General features: G+C 41.0%; 18 protein-coding genes. 3 read left to right on the top strand and 15 right to left on the bottom strand.

Annotation, left to right across the window (positions count from 1 at the left end; all coding sequences use genetic code 11):
* Positions 1-6 precede the first annotated feature (6 nt).
* Together M5U24_RS04965 and M5U24_RS04960 are read left to right on the top strand one after the other, a co-directional pair.
* On the top strand, positions 7-201 hold the full coding sequence (locus M5U24_RS04965) for a hypothetical protein (protein ID WP_099324927.1): 195 nt from the start codon (positions 7-9) through the stop codon (positions 199-201).
* 83 nt (positions 202-284) lie between these two features.
* The gene (locus tag M5U24_RS04960) at positions 285-2,030 is read left to right on the top strand and encodes a carbon starvation CstA family protein (protein WP_099324926.1); all 1,746 of its coding nucleotides are present in this window, start codon (positions 285-287) and stop codon (positions 2,028-2,030) included.
* Positions 2,031-2,121: 91 nt separating this feature from the next.
* On the opposite strand, the gene M5U24_RS04955 is transcribed toward M5U24_RS04960, so the two are convergent.
* From M5U24_RS04955 to M5U24_RS04895, 13 genes are all read right to left on the bottom strand, one after another.
* The gene (locus tag M5U24_RS04955) at positions 2,122-2,433 is read right to left on the bottom strand and encodes a hypothetical protein (RefSeq protein WP_099324925.1); all 312 of its coding nucleotides are present in this window, start codon (positions 2,431-2,433) and stop codon (positions 2,122-2,124) included.
* Positions 2,433-4,193 (bottom strand): Hsp70 family protein, encoded by a 1,761-nt coding sequence (locus tag M5U24_RS04950; protein WP_164994439.1) that lies wholly within the window; start codon positions 4,191-4,193, stop codon positions 2,433-2,435. Before M5U24_RS04950 ends, M5U24_RS04955 begins: the two co-directional genes overlap by 1 nt.
* Before the next feature lies 1 nt (position 4,194).
* Positions 4,195-5,022: a nucleotide exchange factor GrpE gene (gene grpE, locus M5U24_RS04945; RefSeq protein ID WP_157820484.1), complete on the bottom strand. Its 828-nt coding sequence runs from the start codon at positions 5,020-5,022 to the stop codon at positions 4,195-4,197.
* Between the two features lie 166 nt (positions 5,023-5,188).
* A complete protein-coding gene (locus tag M5U24_RS04940) occupies positions 5,189-5,485 on the bottom strand; it encodes a DnaJ domain-containing protein (RefSeq protein WP_298201749.1) in 297 nt (98 codons plus the stop codon).
* 534 nt (positions 5,486-6,019) lie between these two features.
* Positions 6,020-8,419 (bottom strand): hypothetical protein, encoded by a 2,400-nt coding sequence (locus tag M5U24_RS04935; RefSeq protein WP_099324921.1) that lies wholly within the window; start codon positions 8,417-8,419, stop codon positions 6,020-6,022.
* A 282-nt stretch (positions 8,420-8,701) separates the two neighbouring features.
* Positions 8,702-9,418, bottom strand: a complete 717-nt coding sequence (locus M5U24_RS04930) for a sulfite exporter TauE/SafE family protein (protein ID WP_099324920.1) — start codon at positions 9,416-9,418, stop codon at positions 8,702-8,704.
* 99 nt (positions 9,419-9,517) lie between these two features.
* Positions 9,518-10,090, bottom strand: coding sequence for a winged helix-turn-helix transcriptional regulator (locus tag M5U24_RS04925; RefSeq protein WP_099324919.1), 573 nt, complete (start codon positions 10,088-10,090; stop codon positions 9,518-9,520).
* 68 nt (positions 10,091-10,158) lie between these two features.
* Positions 10,159-10,668 (bottom strand): UpxY family transcription antiterminator, encoded by a 510-nt coding sequence (locus tag M5U24_RS04920; RefSeq protein WP_099324918.1) that lies wholly within the window; start codon positions 10,666-10,668, stop codon positions 10,159-10,161.
* Between the two features lie 160 nt (positions 10,669-10,828).
* Entirely contained in the window at positions 10,829-11,686 is an 858-nt protein-coding gene (locus M5U24_RS04915; RefSeq protein ID WP_099324917.1) for a HEAT repeat domain-containing protein, read from the bottom strand.
* Positions 11,686-13,194, bottom strand: coding sequence for a phosphomannomutase/phosphoglucomutase (locus M5U24_RS04910; RefSeq protein WP_099324916.1), 1,509 nt, complete (start codon positions 13,192-13,194; stop codon positions 11,686-11,688). Before M5U24_RS04910 ends, M5U24_RS04915 begins: the two co-directional genes overlap by 1 nt.
* 27 nt (positions 13,195-13,221) lie before the next feature.
* On the bottom strand, positions 13,222-13,794 hold the full coding sequence (locus M5U24_RS04905) for a flavodoxin family protein (RefSeq protein ID WP_157820483.1): 573 nt from the start codon (positions 13,792-13,794) through the stop codon (positions 13,222-13,224).
* A gap of 172 nt (positions 13,795-13,966) precedes the next feature.
* The gene (locus M5U24_RS04900; RefSeq protein ID WP_099324914.1) at positions 13,967-14,908 is read right to left on the bottom strand and encodes a UDP-glucuronic acid decarboxylase family protein; all 942 of its coding nucleotides are present in this window, start codon (positions 14,906-14,908) and stop codon (positions 13,967-13,969) included.
* A 203-nt stretch (positions 14,909-15,111) separates the two neighbouring features.
* Positions 15,112-16,359, bottom strand: coding sequence for an FAD/NAD(P)-binding oxidoreductase (locus M5U24_RS04895; RefSeq protein WP_298201746.1), 1,248 nt, complete (start codon positions 16,357-16,359; stop codon positions 15,112-15,114).
* A 153-nt stretch (positions 16,360-16,512) separates the two neighbouring features.
* On the opposite strand from M5U24_RS04895, the gene M5U24_RS04890 reads away from it, so the two are divergent.
* Complete coding sequence (locus tag M5U24_RS04890; protein WP_298201744.1) at positions 16,513-17,631, top strand: XdhC/CoxI family protein; 1,119 nt, start codon at positions 16,513-16,515, stop codon at positions 17,629-17,631.
* On the opposite strand, the gene M5U24_RS04885 is transcribed toward M5U24_RS04890, so the two are convergent.
* Both M5U24_RS04885 and M5U24_RS04880 read right to left on the bottom strand, forming a co-directional pair.
* Positions 17,612-17,998, bottom strand: a complete 387-nt coding sequence (locus M5U24_RS04885) for an Ig-like domain-containing protein (protein WP_157820482.1) — start codon at positions 17,996-17,998, stop codon at positions 17,612-17,614. The genes M5U24_RS04890 and M5U24_RS04885 overlap by 20 nt on opposite strands.
* Before the next feature lie 245 nt (positions 17,999-18,243).
* Positions 18,244-18,675 (bottom strand): peptidylprolyl isomerase, encoded by a 432-nt coding sequence (locus tag M5U24_RS04880; protein WP_099324910.1) that lies wholly within the window; start codon positions 18,673-18,675, stop codon positions 18,244-18,246.
* Positions 18,676-19,058 lie beyond the last annotated feature (383 nt).

Genomic DNA, 19,058 nt, shown 5'->3' with positions numbered 1-19,058 from the left:
GCCTTTATGCAGGAACTTGCCGAGGCGGTAAGCGCATTAGAAAAGATTTGTCTTGTAGTAACCTTGCCGTCGAGTGTTATTGAGCATTATGATGAGGGTATAGAGAAGCTCTATCAGCAATTACAAAAGGTGGCAGGACGCGTTGAGAAGATTTACACCCCGTACAAGGTTTGGGAACGAGCCGTGTATCGTTTACGCTGAATAGTTACGGAAAAGATGCTATTATCAAAACCTGAATAGTAGTTCTCATATTTTTTTAACTTATATTACGAAAAAACATACCAATGAATCCCATTTTTATTCTGTGCATTTCCGTTGTCTGCTTTTTGCTGGCGGGTAGATTTTACTCCAGATTCGTATCAAATACCTTGGGAGTCGATTCCGGAAGAAAAACCCCTGCGGTAGAAATAAATGATGGACGCGATTACGTGCCCACTGCAACCCCTATCGTTTTTGCGCATCATTTCGCGGCAATTGCCGGAGCAGGGCCAATAATAGGCCCTGTTATGGCACTAATCTACGGATGGGGTCCCGCATGGTTATGGATATTACTAGGCGGGATATTCTTCGGCGCCGTCCATGATTTTTCCGCTCTCTTTATAAGTGTGCGGGAAGGGGGGAAATCTATTGGCGAAATCGCCAGAAAGTCATTTGGCCCGGCCGCGTTTGTTATGATCATTTCCTTCGCCATCGTCATGCTGGTTCTGGTTAATGCAACATTTCTCAACGCATCCGCAACCGCCCTGACTTCAATCATTGATAGTACACATATCGGTCTCAGCAAAGACCAGAAATTCTTTCGGTGGGCAGATGAAGCAGGGGGCAAGGTGCTTATCGGCGGAATAGCATCGATGTCGGTTATTATTGTCACCGTTTTTGCGCCGCTGATGGGCTATCTTTACATTAAACGCAACGTTTCTGTCATAAAATGCGCTCTTTTCGCTATTTTTATTTGTATTGTTTCGGTTGCCGCCGGAATCTATATGCCGATAACCATGGAACCAAAACACTGGATGTTCCTCATTTCCCTGTACACCATCGTTGCGGCCGGTGTACCCGTCTGGTTATTTTTGCAGTCGAGGGATTTTATTAATGTGCACCTTCTCTATATCGGTCTGATATTGCTTTTTCTGGGAATTATTGCATCCGGGATACGGGGTGTTGAAGTAAATTTCCCGGCAAATAATATGAAAGAAGGTGCATTGTATCTCGGTTTCCTGTGGCCCGGACTTTTTATCACTATTGCGTGCGGGGCTATTTCCGGATTCCACGCACTTTGCGCCGGCGGCACCACCGCAAAACAAATCAAATCCGAAGGCGCTGCGCATACGGTGGGCTATTATGGGATGCTTCTGGAATCGTTTCTTGCCCTTTGTGTTATCATTACCGTTATTATGGGACTCGATATGGTCCAGTATAAACAGCTTGTATTTCCCTCTGAAGAATCAGGATTTAAATGTAATCCGATATTAACCTTTGCCCTTGCGCTCGGACGCTCTCTTCACATCGGGCTAGGATTGCCGTTGCCTTTAGGGATCCTCTTCGGAATGCTTCTTTTAGAGGGATTTGTCATTACAACTCTTGATACCTCCGTAAGATTAAACCGCTATCTTTTTGAAGAACTATGGAGAACGGTTTTTCAACGCACACCGAAGATGCTTGGATATTATTGGGTAAATTCGGGGATGGCGGTTGGTTTAATGATCGGGCTTGCATACAAAAATACGGTAAGCAATATATGGTTAATTTTCGGGACGAGCAACCAGCTTCTTGCGGCATTTACCTTAATAATAATTTCATTCTGGCTGCTGTCAAAAAGAAGGAATCTATGGCTCACGGCAATACCCGCGGTATTTATGATCATCACTACGCTGACAATGCTCGTTGGAATGCTTGTTCACCAGTTTATACCAAAGGGCAATGTGCCGCTTATTATTGCAGATGTTGTACTTCTCGGCCTTTCTTTCGGCATTATTTGGGTTGCGGTAAAAACACTACTGAACTACAGGAAAACTATCGTAACAATTTAGTAGGGGCGAAGCATTTGCCCGTTTGGGTATGAACGCATTTATGACAATTTATAGTAAATGCTTCGCCCCTACGCTATTCGCAATCAGTGAATTAGTCTTCTTCACTATGGCAGTGATTTTTGGTCCGGCAATGCCATTGCATGGCGTCCTCATATCTTTTTTCTGCAACATTTGCCAGAAATGCCAGCCTTGCGGCATTGGTTGATTTTTTTAAACGCCATGACCGTGTAGCATGGTCTAGCGCCTTTCCTGCATTCCCCGTTTCCAGCTTTTCCCTGCCCAGTGAAACTTCCTTTTCTGCAGCCTGCCGGATTGTTTTTAATAATTCCAGTTCACAGCCGCACCTTACACATTCCGGTGAGTCCGGATTTATCTTTTTGCAGGAAGGACATTGAATCTCCATCACTCCTCCAAATAAAATATAATGTCTTCAAGGGATTCATTTATCTCCGACAACCCCACGAGATCATGTTCGTTTACAGCCTTTTCACTCTTTTCCAGTAAATTGCGAATATCATTTTCGTCCTCCAGGGATATTGAGTCCATAAGTTTCTCGGCGCGCCTTCTCAAGTCTTTAGTCCTGGCAATGGCATCACTTTCTTCTGCAGGAGCTTCATGGCCTCCATCCTCTTTCGTTATAAGCTTAAACTCTTCGCTGTCAAATTCTTCCTCTGAAAACAGCGAAGCAACATTCTTTTGCGACTCAATGATGTTGAAGTTTGATTCAACGTCTTTGGTATCCATTGTGACTTCCTTTGAGAGTCCCGTATTTTTTTCAACCGCAGTAACCTTCAGAATCCCGTTAATATCCAGTTCAAGGTTTAAAATGATTTTATTCCCGGCGGGTGCCTCGCTCAGCCCCTGAACCATGAAATTGCCGATAAAAATGTTGTCCTCTGCAAGCGGTTCTTCTCCCTGATAAATATTGACCTCTACCGCCTCCTGATTATCAACCATAGTGCCAAATACTTCGCCTTTGCTCACGGGAAGGGGTGTGTTGCGTTTGATAATAGGAACAAACACATTGTGATGAATTGCCCCGTCATAGTCTCCGACAGCGCTGGTGCCAAAGGTGTAAGGAGTGATATCCACAAGGATGGATTGCGTTTTGTGTCCGGCAATAATACCCCCCTGTATTGCCGCCCCCATAGATACTATCAGGTCGGGGTTGATTTCATAATGCGGTTCTATTCCAATCTCCTTTGTAATGATTTCGTGGACTAAAGGAGTCCGTGTTGAACCGCCGACTAATATTACCTTATCGATATCGCCCGGGATGAATGATGCATCCTTGAGGCACATATGGATACAGTCCAATGTTTTTTGCAACAACGGACGTATCATGGACTCGTAATCATTCCTGGATATCTCCATTTCAAGGTGCAGTTCCTTACTAATAAATTCTTCTCTAATCTTCGCAAAAGGGTGGTCAGAAAGCTCACGTTTTGCCTTTTCCAGGGTATTAAGAAGCCTTCTTCTTGCCCTTATATCTTCATTTAAATCGACGCCATGTTCTTTTTTAAACACCTGCAATACATGATTGAACAACAATTGATCAAAATCATCTCCGCCTAATTTGGTATCGCCGTGACTTGCCAGCACCTCTACTACCCCATTTTCAACAACGACAAGAGACACATCAAACGTGCCGCCTCCCAGATCATAAACAAGAAGCTTGTGATTTTCAGGGTGACCGGCATCGTATGCAATAGCCGCAGATGTAGGTTCATTGATAATCCTTACCACATCCAGGCCGGCTAACAGTCCGGCGTCCCTGGTTGCATTCCTTTGGCGGTCGTCAAAATATGCAGGAACGGTAATAACCGCTTTTTTAATCTCACTGCCAAGATATTTTTCGGCGTGTTTTTTAAGCGTAAGCAGGATGAAAGAAGATATCTCTTCGGGACGGAACTCCTTTTCCCCCAAACGTACCTTGACATCCTCGCCCATTTTTCTTTTTATGGAGAAGATTGTAGATTCGGGACTCGAAACTGCCTGGTTTTTCGCCGTTTTCCCTACAATAAGCTTGCCTGTAATATCAATGCCGACACATGACGGCATAATCAGATCATCGTCCACCGGAATAACCTTTGGTTTTCCATTCTCCAAAATGGATATCTCTGAATTCGTGGTGCCAAGATCTATCCCAACTATTGTTTCCATGCTATACCCTCCCCTGCGTTTTTGATATCTTTACCTCTGCCAGTTTAATAACTCGTTCTCCCTGTAAGAAACCAGGCGATATTTCTTCTATCACCATATGAGGCAAATGTTTGTCCGTATACTCAACGGCAACTGCATTCATTTGGCCTGGATCAAATAATCTGCCGAGCGTTTCCATTTTTGTAATACCTTCATTTTTCAATAAATTTTCTAAATAACTATACGTAATCTCAAAACCTTCCCGGAACCGATTCCAAACGTTTTCCCAATTACCGTAATTTTTAAAAAGTTTTTTTTTCGGCGGGGTATATAATCTTTCTTTTAATCTTCCCATCCGTTCAAAGACATCAATCACTGCCAGAAAACGGCGCTTGTTTGCAAGCAGTTCTTCTTCCTTTTTTCTCGCATCTGCCTGACCCAGCCGGTTTTGTATATCAACAAGGACATTTTGAAAACCCGCCAGACTTTCTCCAAACCGTGTTAAAACGTCATGATTTCTCCGCCCGCCTTTTCTCACCTCATTTCTGAGAACACAAAGCTCCTCATAGAAAGAATAGATATCCGGTTCATCATCCGTAAATTCTACGCGGGGGATTTCAGATAATTCATTTAACCATTGCCTGAAATCACGTTCCATTTCCGTCTTCCGGAGTTCTAAACAAATGTCTGTATTTACCGGTTCATTTTTACCGGCGAGATCTTCGACATTCAGGATTTCGGGGTTTTGGATTTCGATTAGAGATTCCTCTTCGGAAACCGGAATCCGGGAATTCGGGATTTGGGATTCATCTTTCATCGGAATCGAGGTTTCGGGTTTCGTGATGCGCATATTATCATTTTTTTGTAACCTACCTGAGAAAAAAACTTTTGCCAGAAAATTAACCAATCTTCTTCGAAAATCTGAGTAGAAAGTGGGGATCTTATTAGTGTTCGCCATTAAAATTGCTCTAAATTATTATTTATAAAAAACCTGAAATGCACACATTCGGGATTCATCAAACATCACTAAGCAGCTCCTTCAATCTTTCAAAACCTGGGGGTTTTCGCTTATTCGTTACTCCCGCATGCAGCAATAATGCCTCAAATGGACGATTAATTGGCATATCTCTGTTAAATACATAATAGTGCAACCGTTTTCTCTCATCCCGTATCAGATCATATGCATTGGCAATTTTTTTGAACATTTCCGGCGCCCTGTCTGGCGGATGTTTTTTTACCAACTCCAGATAAGCATTACGGATCGTCGCATCGTCTGCTGAGAGGCCAATACCTAAAATTTCATACGGAGTCATTTTTCATCACCTTTTGCTTTCCATAATCTGAAATCTGATAATTACCTAAGCTGGCATAGCAAGAAATAAAAAATACGAAATACGAAACAAATTCCAAAATCCACCCCCTTACTCCCGCCGACGGGGAACATTCTCCCACTTTGGAGGAGGTAAGGGGGTGGATTCGTATTTAGCATTTCGTGTTTCACTATTAAATATTTTGCCAAAAAACGCAAAGAAATTACTGATAAAGTGTAACTATTCAGCGTAATTTATTAAACCACCGGAGATCAGAACGTAACGCGTTTCCAAACCTTGTACTGAACATAGTGACGTATCTGTTTGGAAACGAGCCGTGTATCGTTTGCGTTGAATAGTATAACGTTTCATTAAAATATCTACATTGATACCGTCATTGCGAGCGACAGCGAAGCAATCTTAAGTCTTTTGGGAACAAGAGATTGCTTCGTCGCTACACTCCTCGCGATGACATTTTTTTACGTACACATTTTAACGAAACAATGTAATAGTTACGATAAAGTACTAATGGTTATCCTATTTTTTCTTTTTTTTGTGCGCCCTCTTTGATGGAGATATTCCTTCAAATATTCTTTTTATTATATCGAAACCGGAGTCGCCATCCTCGTCGAAAGCATCAAGCATATCCTTGGGGAAGGGGCCATTCAAAATATTCTTAGTCTCTAAAAATTCCCGTAAGTTCTCCACCTCACTTTTCAATTCACGCACCAACTGCAAATTATTTCTCTTTTCCGCCAAAAGCAGTATATGTTCAAGTTCCTGAAGGGTTTTTTCTGTCGGGACTACTCGTTTGCCTAACTCTCTTAAGGTAAGTTTATGGTAAAGAAATAATGGGGCTTCTTTGTCTTCCTTCAACATTTTTGCAATATATCTTTCCCCGAGTTTAAATTCTTTCTCTTGTAATGCAAATTTTACGATCCTTGATGCATCTGTTTCGGAACATGGCGCCCATAATGTTTTAAACGCATATTCAACAATCCTTTTTTTTTCACTAACCAGCCATTGGGGTTTGCTAATCTCCGATATATAAGAATAAATATCTATTAATAAAGCAACATTGGCGGGGGTGGGTGCGTTGCGCCATGCATTGTCAAGCTCGTCGTAGCGTTTTTGTATATATATATCAGGCACACCATAACACCGGTATACCAACTGTGTAAAATAAATAAGCGGGAAGGGACTCTCTGTGTTGTTTAGCGCCAAATGAAATAATTCATTCCCCCGCTCTTTGTTCTGGTTTTTAAACTCAAGACCAGACCATCGTGCGTAAATATAGGCAATCCCTCTGTTAAAATCATGCGAACTTTTTATTCCAATGTTAATTGCTTTGCCATACATTTTTCTGCCCTGTGGTATCTGCCCTTTATCAAAATTTAGCGGGGCAGCTCGCAGATATGCCAGAGCCAACTGTTTCTTAATTTTGCTATCTAACGGATCAAGGCGGTTTGCCTGCTCCAAATACTTTATTCCCTTCGCAAATACATTGCGATTAACACAGCTAATCCCCGCGTTGGTTAATATAAAAGGGTCCTCGGGGAATATAGCCACCAGTTTATCCAACAGTCTGTTTAACTTCTGTAGTTTGCGGGTTTTCCCGTACACTATTAATAATTGCAAACAGGCATCCTTGCTGCCTTCGTCACGGTCAATACTCTTTAGTAAATAGCGTTCGGCGAGTTTTGCATTTCGGAAGCAGACTTCATCTTCCCTATGTTCCATCCAATGAAAAGGGGAAGGTTCATTTTTTTCTTCGACGGCAAAACTCCCCCCCAAATGTGCGTACACAATGGCTTCAATTTTTTTATTTTCGCCATAAACCTCTTTATATACATCGAGAAAATCTTCCCATATACCTGCATATTCCAGATCACTTAATCGCCAGCCCCTAGAGAGAAAACATTCGGCTTTTTTTATGAGCAAATTTTCAATTTTTCCCTGAGCAGTTAATGAGCGGTTGTTTATAATACCTTCTATAAAGTCCTCGGCATCATCTGCCCTCATATAGTAAATACTACTGAAATAAAACCTGGTAAGGGTGCCAACAATGCCTGTTTCCTCTGAAGGAAAATCCGAAAGTCCGTTACGAATATACCTGTATGAATTAAGATGATCGCCTTCCTCCCAAAAATAATCCGCATCGGGCAATACATGCGCAAGCTCTGGATATCCCGACAAATAGCATATCTTCCTTAAAGTCTTTTTGCTTAGAGTCTCAGGCAATTTTTGCTGCGTATTATCCATGAGTACCATAAACGCCTTTGCGGTATCGTGCAACAGCGTGTCTGCGGATATGAGGGAAAAAGCCAATTTCGCCTTTTCATCCTCATTTGTATAAAAGGCAATACTCCCTTTTATAAATAACTTCCAATGCGAAAATACGGAGTTTCGTCCTATCTCTTTTACTTCTGCCCAGGCTTCATCATAACGTTCATGTGCAATATTCTCCAGCGCCTTGTGTATCGCAATTATTTCTTTATATATTTCCGGATTGTATGACTTAAAAAAAGAACTGTCATGGAAACGCAAGACTATTGCATCTGCCATCCCTGGAATTTCGTTAATGCCCGGCGCCTCTATGCCTTTCGACAAAAGGGAAATATACTCATCTGCCGCAGCGGCATAATCGCCCCTCTTAATTGCTATTTTTACCGCTAACAAATCATCGCATTCTCCGCCTGTTATCTCTTTTATCTTAACTACAATATCCTCAACATTCTCCCATTTTTTGTTTTGAATAAATGTATCCGCTAATGCACGATAACTGGCCAGGAGTTCGCTACGATATTTTTCATTGTCCATCCAATAAAGTTCTTCAAAACTCTCCATTGCCTCCCGGTATCTCTTTTTCTCAAAATCATCTCTGGCCTTATGCTCCAGCATTACCGGAGAAAGGTATTTTCTCTTTTTTTTGGTCATTGTTTTTTTGCTTATGTTTACTATTGATGCTGATGAGTATTGAAGTTTTTTTAGCAATGGATAAAAAAATGAAACAAAATGTATTTAATATAATACAAAATTAATAAAGCAAATTAAATGAAATTTAGCGATAATTCGCCCAACCATAACATAGACAAACCAGTGCCAAACAAATACGAAATATGAAAGATGAACCACAGATTACACAGGTTACACCGCTTACACAGATTAAAAAAAATCGTAACAAGTAAATTTTCAAAAAACCAAAGTGTTGCCAAAATTTCATTTTATGAGAAACCATAGTCCAAATCCGGTAATCACAACTTCGATAATCCTCATAAATACCTGAATAGATAATCTCTCTAATATGCTCTTTCCAACGAAGGAGCCAATGACCATTACCGGACAAATAGAAAGCCCACATACCCAGGTAGATGATGAAATCGCACCAAAACTCTGATAAGAGACAAGCTTTACAACGTGTATTGCCGCAGTCCCTAAAGCCTCGGTTCCGATGAACGCACCCTTGATGAGCCCGTATGAAAGATAAAACGGCGCAAGAAAAGGACCGGCACTGCCGGAAATTGCAGAAACCAAAGAAAACATGGACCCAATGGGGGCAAACCAATGCGGGCGGAATCCTGTGATCAGACGTCCGCGCCAATGCCGCCAAATGACGGAACAGATTAAAAAGCCACCCAAAATCCTGAGAAGACCGGTATCTGGTAATTTGGTGAAAAGCCAGGCGCCTAGAATGGAAAAAGGAATGGCTCCGGCAACAAACCAAAAAACGACAGGAAGTTGTATAAATCGCCGGTTAAATCCAACACGGCTCAGGTTGCCAACAAGCTGGGCAACGGCATACATCGGAACAGCATCGCGCACCCCAAATATTGCGACCAAAACAGGAAGTAAAATTATACCTCCACCCGTACCGGCAATTGCAGCAACAACAGATGCTATAAGCGCAGAAGATAAAATAAGTAGCCATTGTTCCATTATAGTGTTATTTTCTGGCTCAAATTGGGCAAGTTAACCTACAAACAAACAGACATGTGCGTTGGTATGCATTCTCGGCTGAAACCGGGGGGGGAGGCGTTATACCCGTATATCTACAATTTTGACTGAATCCGGTACATATTTTTTTACAGCAGCAATATCCGGCTCTTTTGTTAAAAGCAGGTAATCTGGAGAGCAGATACTTATTTCTTCGAGTCCGATGACATGGTAACCGAAAATTCGAATCTTCATCTCATCATCAACCACAGCGACCAGATCTAATTCTTTATCCTGGATCACTAAATACGCAATTTCCATAAGGTCAGTAACGCCATAAAGTGCAACACGGGTTTGACCGTTAAAAGGGATCTCTTGTACCTTGCTTTCAACATCTTTTCTCACCGCCTTGTAAAAACGAAAATTTCTGTTTAAAAAATTATAGGCAATCTGCGTCTTTTCTGTAATCCCTTTTGAAGTTAAAATATAGCGAATCTTTCTTGGGTTTGTACCCAAAACTTTTATCAACCCCCTCTTTGTAAGTTTTTTTATCGCAAAGTTTATAGAAGCAACGTTAATGCCCAACTGCGTGGATAATTGGCGCTGGGAAATCCGGTCGCTGTCCGACAATTTTTCAAGGATATTATATTGTGTGATTTCTTCGTCGTTTGCCATACATCTTTATTTATTATCTATCTGATTTTAATCTGAAAAAAGATTACCGGTATTAATTTGAGGCAACACTAATCAATTGATTCAATATCCGCTATGCTAATCTCTGCTGACGTAGATTTTTGCAAAATGTCTATAGAAACTACAACGCGATAATTCGTCTTCCTTTTGACCAGTAGTCCCTCTAAACCAATGAGCGGGCCTGAAACAACCCGGACCTTCGTGCCTTTTTGCAAATATTTGTAAGGGTCTATCGCAACATTGCTGTTTATCAAGGTCTTTAAATTGTTTATTTCTGCATCCGGAATAGGAGAAGGAATAAAGTCATCCTCGTTGCCAATAATCCTTACCACTCCCCGTGTGCTTTTTATTTCATATAGATTATCCAGTGTTATATTGACAAACAAATACCCTGGAAAAAGAGGAACATCAATAAATTTCTTTCTGTCCCGTCTGCGGCTGATTGTTTTCACTAGTGGAAGGAAGGAGCTGATATTCTTTTCCCTTAAGAAGGAATCTACTTGCTTTTCGTGACGAGATCTTGTGTGAACTGCAAACCAGTAGGCAACGTTTTTTTCCATGTTTTTAAAAAACCTCCCGCAGGGTAATAAACCTGCGGGAGGAGCGGGGCCTCACAATTGGGAGATGTGAGAAATTGTGCAATTTCTACTGTTTAAAAATATAAACGTTAGTTAATTTAAACGATTATTTATTGAATGTCAATATAAAAAACAAAAATGGTTACTTGTTTAGATCGTCCAGAATTTCCTGTGCTATTTCCCGAACGGAGCCATCTTCATCATTAAGCGCCTGCTTAATGATTTCTATAGCCTCCTTGCTCTCTATTTCGCCCAATGCCTCTACGGCGCTTTCGCGAACCCACGGATCTTTGTCTTTTAGAGCGGCTTTGGAAATTGGTTTTATTATAGATGCGTCATCTATATCTATTTCCAGCAATGCATCGATGGCGCTTAACCGTACGTCTACATTTGTATCTTTTTCCAATGCCTTAGCAATAATTTCTATTGCTTTTTTATCTTCAGTTTCTCCCAGGGCTATTATAGCATCTTCCCTTTTTTCGGCATCTTCATTTTCCAATGCGTCTTTGGCAAGCGCTTCAAACTCAGGGTCTTTTTTCTTTTTTTTATCTTTTCGTTTGATTAATTTTTCTGGTGGTTTTTGGCTTGTTGGCGTGTAAATTTCTTTCGATTTATTGGCGCTGACTATTGATATTTTTCCTTCTTTTAATTCGTTGGGATCATAACTGAAGGCGTAATTTTTGTCTTTCAAAATCCTGCGTATCCCTTCTCTGATAGGAACATCCTGATATTCCATAGTGACTTTTGTGTCAATTGAATCGGTCAGCCATATTCTTGCGCCGCTTTGCGTCATAATTTCCTTTAACACCTTTTCCAGCGGGGAATCTTCCAGTTTTACGGATAATTTCCCATTTGTAAATTTAATATCAAAGACCTCCGCATCGGCGTTTGTTCCTATGCCGGTAAATTGAGGGAGGGACAGCAGGAAAAAGGCTGCAATCGCAGCATACATGGCAATTTGTGAAAAACTAAGTCGAATAAGAAAGGCTGGTGTGTACATTATCTCCCCTCAATAATGCTGGTAAGCGTTTTTTTCCCCTTTTCCATTATTTCCGGTGTTTTTCCTTCTACATTCAATCTCAGAAGAGGCTCTGTATTTGATTTTCTGACATTAAACCACCAATCGTTGTATTCAACGGTAATTCCATCAAGGTAGTCTATTTTTGCGTTAGGAAATTTTTTAACAATTTCTTCTAATTTCGCATCCTTTTCTTTCACCTTAAAATTTGTTTCCCCCGAGGAGCAATATCTTTTTAGCGGTGCGAGTATGCTGGAAAAAGGAGCCCGTCTTAAACTTAAAAGTTCCAGGATCAAAAAAAATATGATAATTCCCGAGTCGGAATAGTAGTTATCCCTGAAATAATAATGTCCGGAAAGTTCTCCGCCAAATGGTGCGTTTTTTTCTCGTAAGGCGGCTTTCATGTATGCGTGGCCTACCCGTTCGCGACAGGGAATTCCACCTGCGGCTTTTATTTCTTCCGGAACGACCTTGCTCGACCGGAGGTCATATACAATCGCAGCGCCTGGTTCCTGTTTAAGAAATTTTTGCGCTACCAGCGCGGTAATAATATCGCATCCTATTATCCTCCCCATTTCATCTGCAAAAATACACCGGTCTGCATCTCCATCAAAGGCAACCCCCAGGTGTGCCTTTGTTTCTTTTACTTTGTTTTGCAAATCTTCAACATTTTCAGGTTTGAGTGGATTTGCCTCGTGGTTTGGAAAGCTCCCATCAAGTTCAAAATATAACGGAATAATTTCTATTGGAAGCCCTTCACAAACGAAAGGAATAATTTTTCCGGCCATACCATTTCCCGCGTCCACAACAATGCGAAGGGGTCTTAGGTTGTTTGCAAATTTCATTACATGTTTTTTATAATCTTTAAAAACATCATTTAAGATTACCTTTCCAAGCTGGTCAATGCGGGGCGGATGGTATTGTTTTGTTAATTTTGCGATTCTTTCTATTCCTGTTTCAAAACTGACCGGCATTGCCTGCTCTCTGCATATCTTAAATCCGTTATATTCCGCGGGATTATGCGATGCCGTTACCATTACGCCTCCGTCATAAGCGTAATAACCCACGGCAAAATAAGTCATTTCCGTCGGCACAACGCCGATATTTATCACGTTTGTTCCAGTGGAACAAATGCCTTCGATAAGTGCGTTTGCCAATGACCTGGAAGAAGTCCTCATATCTCTGCCAACAACGATGTTTTTTGAACGAGGGTTGTTTTCTTTAAAAAACAAGGCAATGGAAGTTCCTATCTTCCGGGCAGTCAGATCATCAAGTTCTGAAGGATATTTTCCCCGAATATCATAACTTTTGAAAATACCCGTTGATACCGTTGTTTCTGATTTTGATTGTTCAGTATCGTGTTGCGCTTCTACTTTTTCCAGACATACATTGCATTTTGGGTAATTTACCCCTTGCCGGCCTTTGCATACTGAATCGCTGATCTCGTAAGGCTCCCCCGGACAACGATGTTTTCTTTTTTGATTTCCCATAAAACTACTCAATTAAAATCTAATACATCAGATAAATAATGTTTTGCCGGTATCAAATGCTTGTTTAAGGATGGCCTGTTTTTTATATACCGCCCCTTTTTCTTCCAGTTCTGAACACAGCATATCACCGGCATATTCCGCATCAATGACGTGAAAAAAAGATTTCACTGTTTTTATTGCCCCGGCAAAAAGTTCCTCACTCTCATGGCGTGCGGCAGTGGCAATAAAAAAACCTTTAGCGGCAACCCCATCTTTCCTTACCGGGAAATGTAAAATATATTTACGCGACCAAAATACCTGAAAACGGTCAATAAATGCCTTTAGCTGTGCGCTCACGCCCATAAAATAAATGGGAGACGCCACGATTATGCCACCGGCTTCAACAATACGGGGATATATTTTTTGCATATCGTCATTAACTGCACAAATCCCCGTTTGCATGCATCTTCCGCATGAAATACATGGGCTGAAGCTCAAATTCCGCAAAATAATCTTTTCTACGCATATGCCATTCGCTTCAATGCCCTTAATAAGATGATCGAGTATTATATCAGAATTCCCACCACTGCGGGGACTGCCAAAGACCGCAATAACTTTCACAAAAATACCTCAGTGATATGTGAGGACAAGCCTCATATTTATAAGGACAGATTAAAATCACTCAACAATGTAGTGCTGATTGCTTTGTTAAAATCTGCGCAATCAATGGTTCACGAAATTTCTTCCAAAACTTGATTCATATATGAAGATAATTCGCATATAGAATTTACTGTTATTTATTTTTGTTCAACGTGTCCTGGAAATATTTTAAGGTCTTTTGCAGACCAATATCCCTGGAAACCCTTGGCTCCCAATGCAAGAGGCTCATGGCTTTGGATATGTCCGGCTGCCGGACTTTCGGATCGTCTACAGGAAGTTCCTTAAATACAATCTTGCTTTTGCTGTTAGTAAGAGAGAGTATCATTTCTGCCAGTTGCAAAATCGTTATTTCTTCAGGGTTCCCTATGTTTACAGGATTATTTTCCCCTGAAATCAGCAATCGGTAAATGCCTTCCACAAGATCCGATATAAAACAAAAACTCCTTGTCTGGGAACCGTTTCCATATACGGTAATATCTTCGCCTCTTATTGCCTGGCACATGAAGTTAGGGAGGGCACGCCCGTCTTTAATGCGCATTTTCGGCCCATAGGTATTAAATATTCTGACTATTTTTGTATCCATATTGTGATATCGATGGTATGCCATCGTCATTGCTTCCGCAAATCGTTTCGCCTCATCGTATACGCCCCTGGGACCTACCGGATTAACATGTCCCCAATAATCCTCCCTTTGGGGGTGTACCTGGGGGTCGCCATATGTTTCAGAAGTAGAGGCGAGAAGAAATCGCGCCCCTTTTGCCTTTGCCAGCCCCAGACTGTTCAAAGTGCCAAGGGAGCCGACCTTTAGCGTTTGTATGGGATAATTTAAATAATCAAAGGGGCTGGCGGGAGAAGCAAAATGCAATACATTATCGATGCGACCATCTACGTATATATAGTCGCTTACATTGTGTTTTATAAACCGGAAACGGTTATTTCCAATTAAATGAGAAATATTATCCGGACTGCCTGTCAAAAGATTGTCTATACAGAGAACTTCATGTCCTTTTTCTATAAAATAATCACAAAGATGCGAACCAATAAATCCGGCACCTCCTGTTATTAGCGTTCTCAATCAATATTCTCCCAAATTCTGCAAATATCATTATTAAATAGTGTTACGTTGGATTTTACCGCTTTTCCATTTATATTCAAGCGTGAAATCTTGTTAAAATAATCTGTAACTTCTCAATAAGTTGAGGTTTTTATAATAATTTCTACCTTATTCCCCGTTAATAAAGGGGACGGGGGGAGTGTTTTCCTCAATTTATTGAGAAGTTAAAACAATTTTGACAGGTCTTCTATGCTCTTTTCTTCCTGATCGATTAATTTATCCATATTTGAAAAATCACTTTGCTTCTCTATTGAGTCTTTTAATTTTACGGTGATTTTGTGTCGGCCGCAAACAACAGCACCAACAACTCTTCCCTCTTTTGTCGTGACCATAACATATTCCTTCGGGGTTTTTCCTTTGAAATAATTTCTTTTCCCCCCTTTCATCCGTAGATTGCCTGTTCCAATAAGATTAAAAAAAAGATCCCCTACCCGCTTGAAATAATTTGACGTTGTCTCATATTTCCTCAGCCCTCCTCCCGCCATGTTGTTGCCGGCAATGTCGCCTTGCGCTATTGCATTTATCCAATTGGTTTGAACAATATGTTTTTCAAAAACAGGATCCATGATTTGCGCCGCATTACCGGCTGAAAAAACAGCATCATCGTCATCATGGCTTCTCAGATACCTGTCAACCAAAACGCCATTCTCTATTTTCAAGCCGCTGTCTTTTAGCCAGTCAACCGCATGGGTTGCGCCTATTGCTATAAAACAAAGATTACTGTCAAATCTTCTTCCGTCCGTTAACAGTACCGATGCTAATTGATTGTTTGTCCCTTCGAGTGACTGAACCTCTGCATTGGTAATGACTTCAACCTCCATATTTTTAAATTCATCACGTATTAATTTGCAGCCATATTCATCAAAAAAGGGGTCGCCTAAACTATTTCTCCTTACGAGAAAGACAACATGCAATCCTGTTGTCCTGAATTCTTCTGCCATATCCATGCCCAAAAGACCTCCGCCAACCACAACAACCTGTTTTGCGTCCCTGACGGCAACCTTTAATCTTTCAGCCTGAATCAAATCATGCATAGTAAAAACGCCTTTGAGGTGGCTTCCCGGAAATTTAGGTTCTATTGGCGAGATTCCCGTAGCAATAAGAAGTTTATCATATCCATAGATATTCTTTTCAGATGTCTCTACAACCCTCTTCTTCTTGTCAAGTTTTGTTGCCCTTGTTCCTAAATGAAGTTGGATTTTTTTTTGCACGTAAAAATCCTTTTTTTTCACCATAATCTCCTCAATGCCTATCTTTCCCACAGAGTATTCCGGAATTCTCGGACGGTAGAACATGGGGGTCTTTTCTTCAGATATTACGATAATTTCCGCATCACTGTCCAGATTACGTATGCGCTCCGCCGCGGTAATACCGGCAGGCCCGCTGCCCACAATTAAATATGCTTTTGCCATAAAGCCTCCAGTACATTCACGTAAAATAAATGGCGTTATTATGATTATAATTAAACCAAATACATGGTATTATAACAGCTATGTATAATCAAATTATTCTTACATCCTGCACATAATTACCGACGGGGTTTTTCTTTATGCGCTTTTAACGACATGTACGAAATTTTTAAAGAAATTCTTCACTTAGCAGAAACAAAAGAACCCTGTGTACTGGTTACTGTTGTTTGCACAAAGGGTTCTACCCCGCAAAAAGACGGAGCAAAAATGTTAATCCGCAAGGATGGCAGTGGTGTTGGCGCTCTCGGCGGCGGGTGCATAGAAGGGGAAATATGGTCGCAGGCAAAACAACTCCTGAAAGAGCATGGCAGGCCTGTGCTCCGCACGTATGATTTGAACGAGGACTTCTCTGCAAGAGACGGCATGGTATGCGGAGGAACTATGTCTTTTTTTATTGACCCACTGACAACACCACACCCCTTTGAAACATTTGCAAAAGAAATACTCCTTGCCTATGAAGGATATGCCTCTCTTGCCCTTGTAACAATCGTAAACGATAGAAGGGGGAAACATGCCCCGGGGGCAAAATTTCTTGTTAAGGCAAACGGCATAAAACAGGGAAGCCTGGGTAATGAAACACTTGAAAGGGAAACAATCGGGGTTGCCGGAAATATTGCTCTTCACGGGGGGAAAATATTTTTTCAGGCAAGTGACGGAACAGATATATACATAGAAGGATTTCAGACGCGGCCAGCACTTATCCTAATCGGGGGAGGACACGTAAGCAGGGCGGTTTCGCGAATAGCCGCTATGCTGGACTTTGACATCTCTATTGTGGATGACCGTAAGGATTATGTTCAAAAAGAAGATTTTCCTGATGCAAAAGTATGTATCGTCTCCGACTACGGGAAGTGCTTTGAGAATATTCCGTTTACCCGGAATAGTTATATAGTTGTAGCCACACGCGGGCATCGTTACGATGATCTGGCCTTGTTTGCCGCCGCGCAAACGCAAGCCCGTTTCATCGGGCTTTTGGGCAGCAAAAGGAAATCGATGGAAATATTCAAAAGTCTCTTGAAAGAAGGTGTTTCCCCTGAGAAGATCAAAGAAATACACGCCCCTATAGGCCTGAATATCGGAGCCGTTACCCCGGAAGAAATAGCAGTAAGCATTATGGCTGAAATTATAATGATTCGCTATGGCGGCGACGGTTGTTCGTTAAAAATGCCAGCATCAAAAGTAAATGCAAATTCCCTTAATGTTCCGAAAAAATAACGTCAATCGAAGCATCCCTCCCCTCAGCGGAAAAGATAATTTTCGTTCCTCCCGGGGAAATGCCATATATCGATACACTGGCTTTGCCCAAAGAGTCTGTCGTAATTTCTTCCGGTTTTACCACGGCTACCGTTGGAGAAGTGCTGAATACTTTAATTTTTGCGCCTGAAATTGGCATGCCTTGTTTATCCAGCACTTCAATGAAACCTTTATTTATCGATCCGGAGTGTGCATTCAATTTAAAAGGAGTTGCAAACAAATTTATTTCATCGCGGGGGGCAGGTGTTTGGGCACATGAGTTTAATAGGAAAAAAGATAATACTCCTAAAACAAAAACCACTTTTTCACACACATTTTTCTTTGGCATATACACCATTTATCGGTCAGTGTGCCCTGACAAAAAATTCAAAGAATATCATAAAACCTACCAAAACAAAGATCAAGGCGCCGGACATAATTATATACATTTTTAAATTCATAAATGGCTGTACCTTCAAACACAATAAAACTGTAGTTTATTTGCAGTTCCAAACGTTAAACAAAATAAACAAGCTTCTTCAGTTCAAAAGGCGTTTCTTCAACGGTATTTTATGGGACAATAAGATAAAACATTTAAAGAATTCCTACAAGAAGAACATCAAAGGTCAGGTCTTTCCCTGCTAAAGGATGGTTGCCGTCCAGTGTGACGCTATACGCAGAGACCTCCGTTATTGTCGCAATTACCTCTCTGCCATCTTCATTGTTTCGCATTTGTATTTGCTGGCCTACTTTTGGTTCTACGTTGTCCGGGACCTGGCTTCTATCCACCTTTAATACCATTTCATTATAATAAGGGCCGTAAGCCATGCCTGGTGGAATTGTTGTCGTCCTTGATTCGCCGGGATTCATCCCTACTACCATTTGTTCAAAACCAGGAATTAATTGCCCTTCTCCAACGATAAATTTCAATGGTTCACGGTTCACGGAAGAATCAAAAATCGTGCCGTCCTTTAATTTACCAGTATAGTGAACATGAATGGTATCGCCCGGTTTTACCTGTGCCATTTTTTTCTCCTTTCATTTCAGACTTAAGGGTAAAAGTAAAAAAGTTTAAAAATATATCACCAACTATTACATTCACTATTTGCAGAGTCAAAAAATGACAGGTTTTACATGGCAGGAATAAAAAATATCCGGTAGTGCTATTCCACGTAATTTGAATGCATGACAAGCCGATGATTTAGCCTGTATAAACAGGTCTTTTCCTGATAACAATGCGGAAGAGATTTCCAGAGAAATGTATGTCATTTTCTCAGTAACAAAAAAAATAACATTTCTCTCCATTCATATCAAGAGGTAAATGGATTGCAGCGCATAAGTGGCGTTAAACAAAAATGAAAGAAATTGTAACTATTCAGCGTAATCTATTAAACTACCGGAGATCAGAG

Origin of the sequence: Candidatus Kuenenia sp., from assembly GCF_027493735.1 — a bacterium.
Classification (GTDB): domain Bacteria; phylum Planctomycetota; class Brocadiia; order Brocadiales; family Brocadiaceae; genus Kuenenia; species Kuenenia stuttgartiensis_A.
Note: the sequence above shows the minus strand (reverse complement) of the source record. Positions and strands in the feature narration are given on the sequence as shown.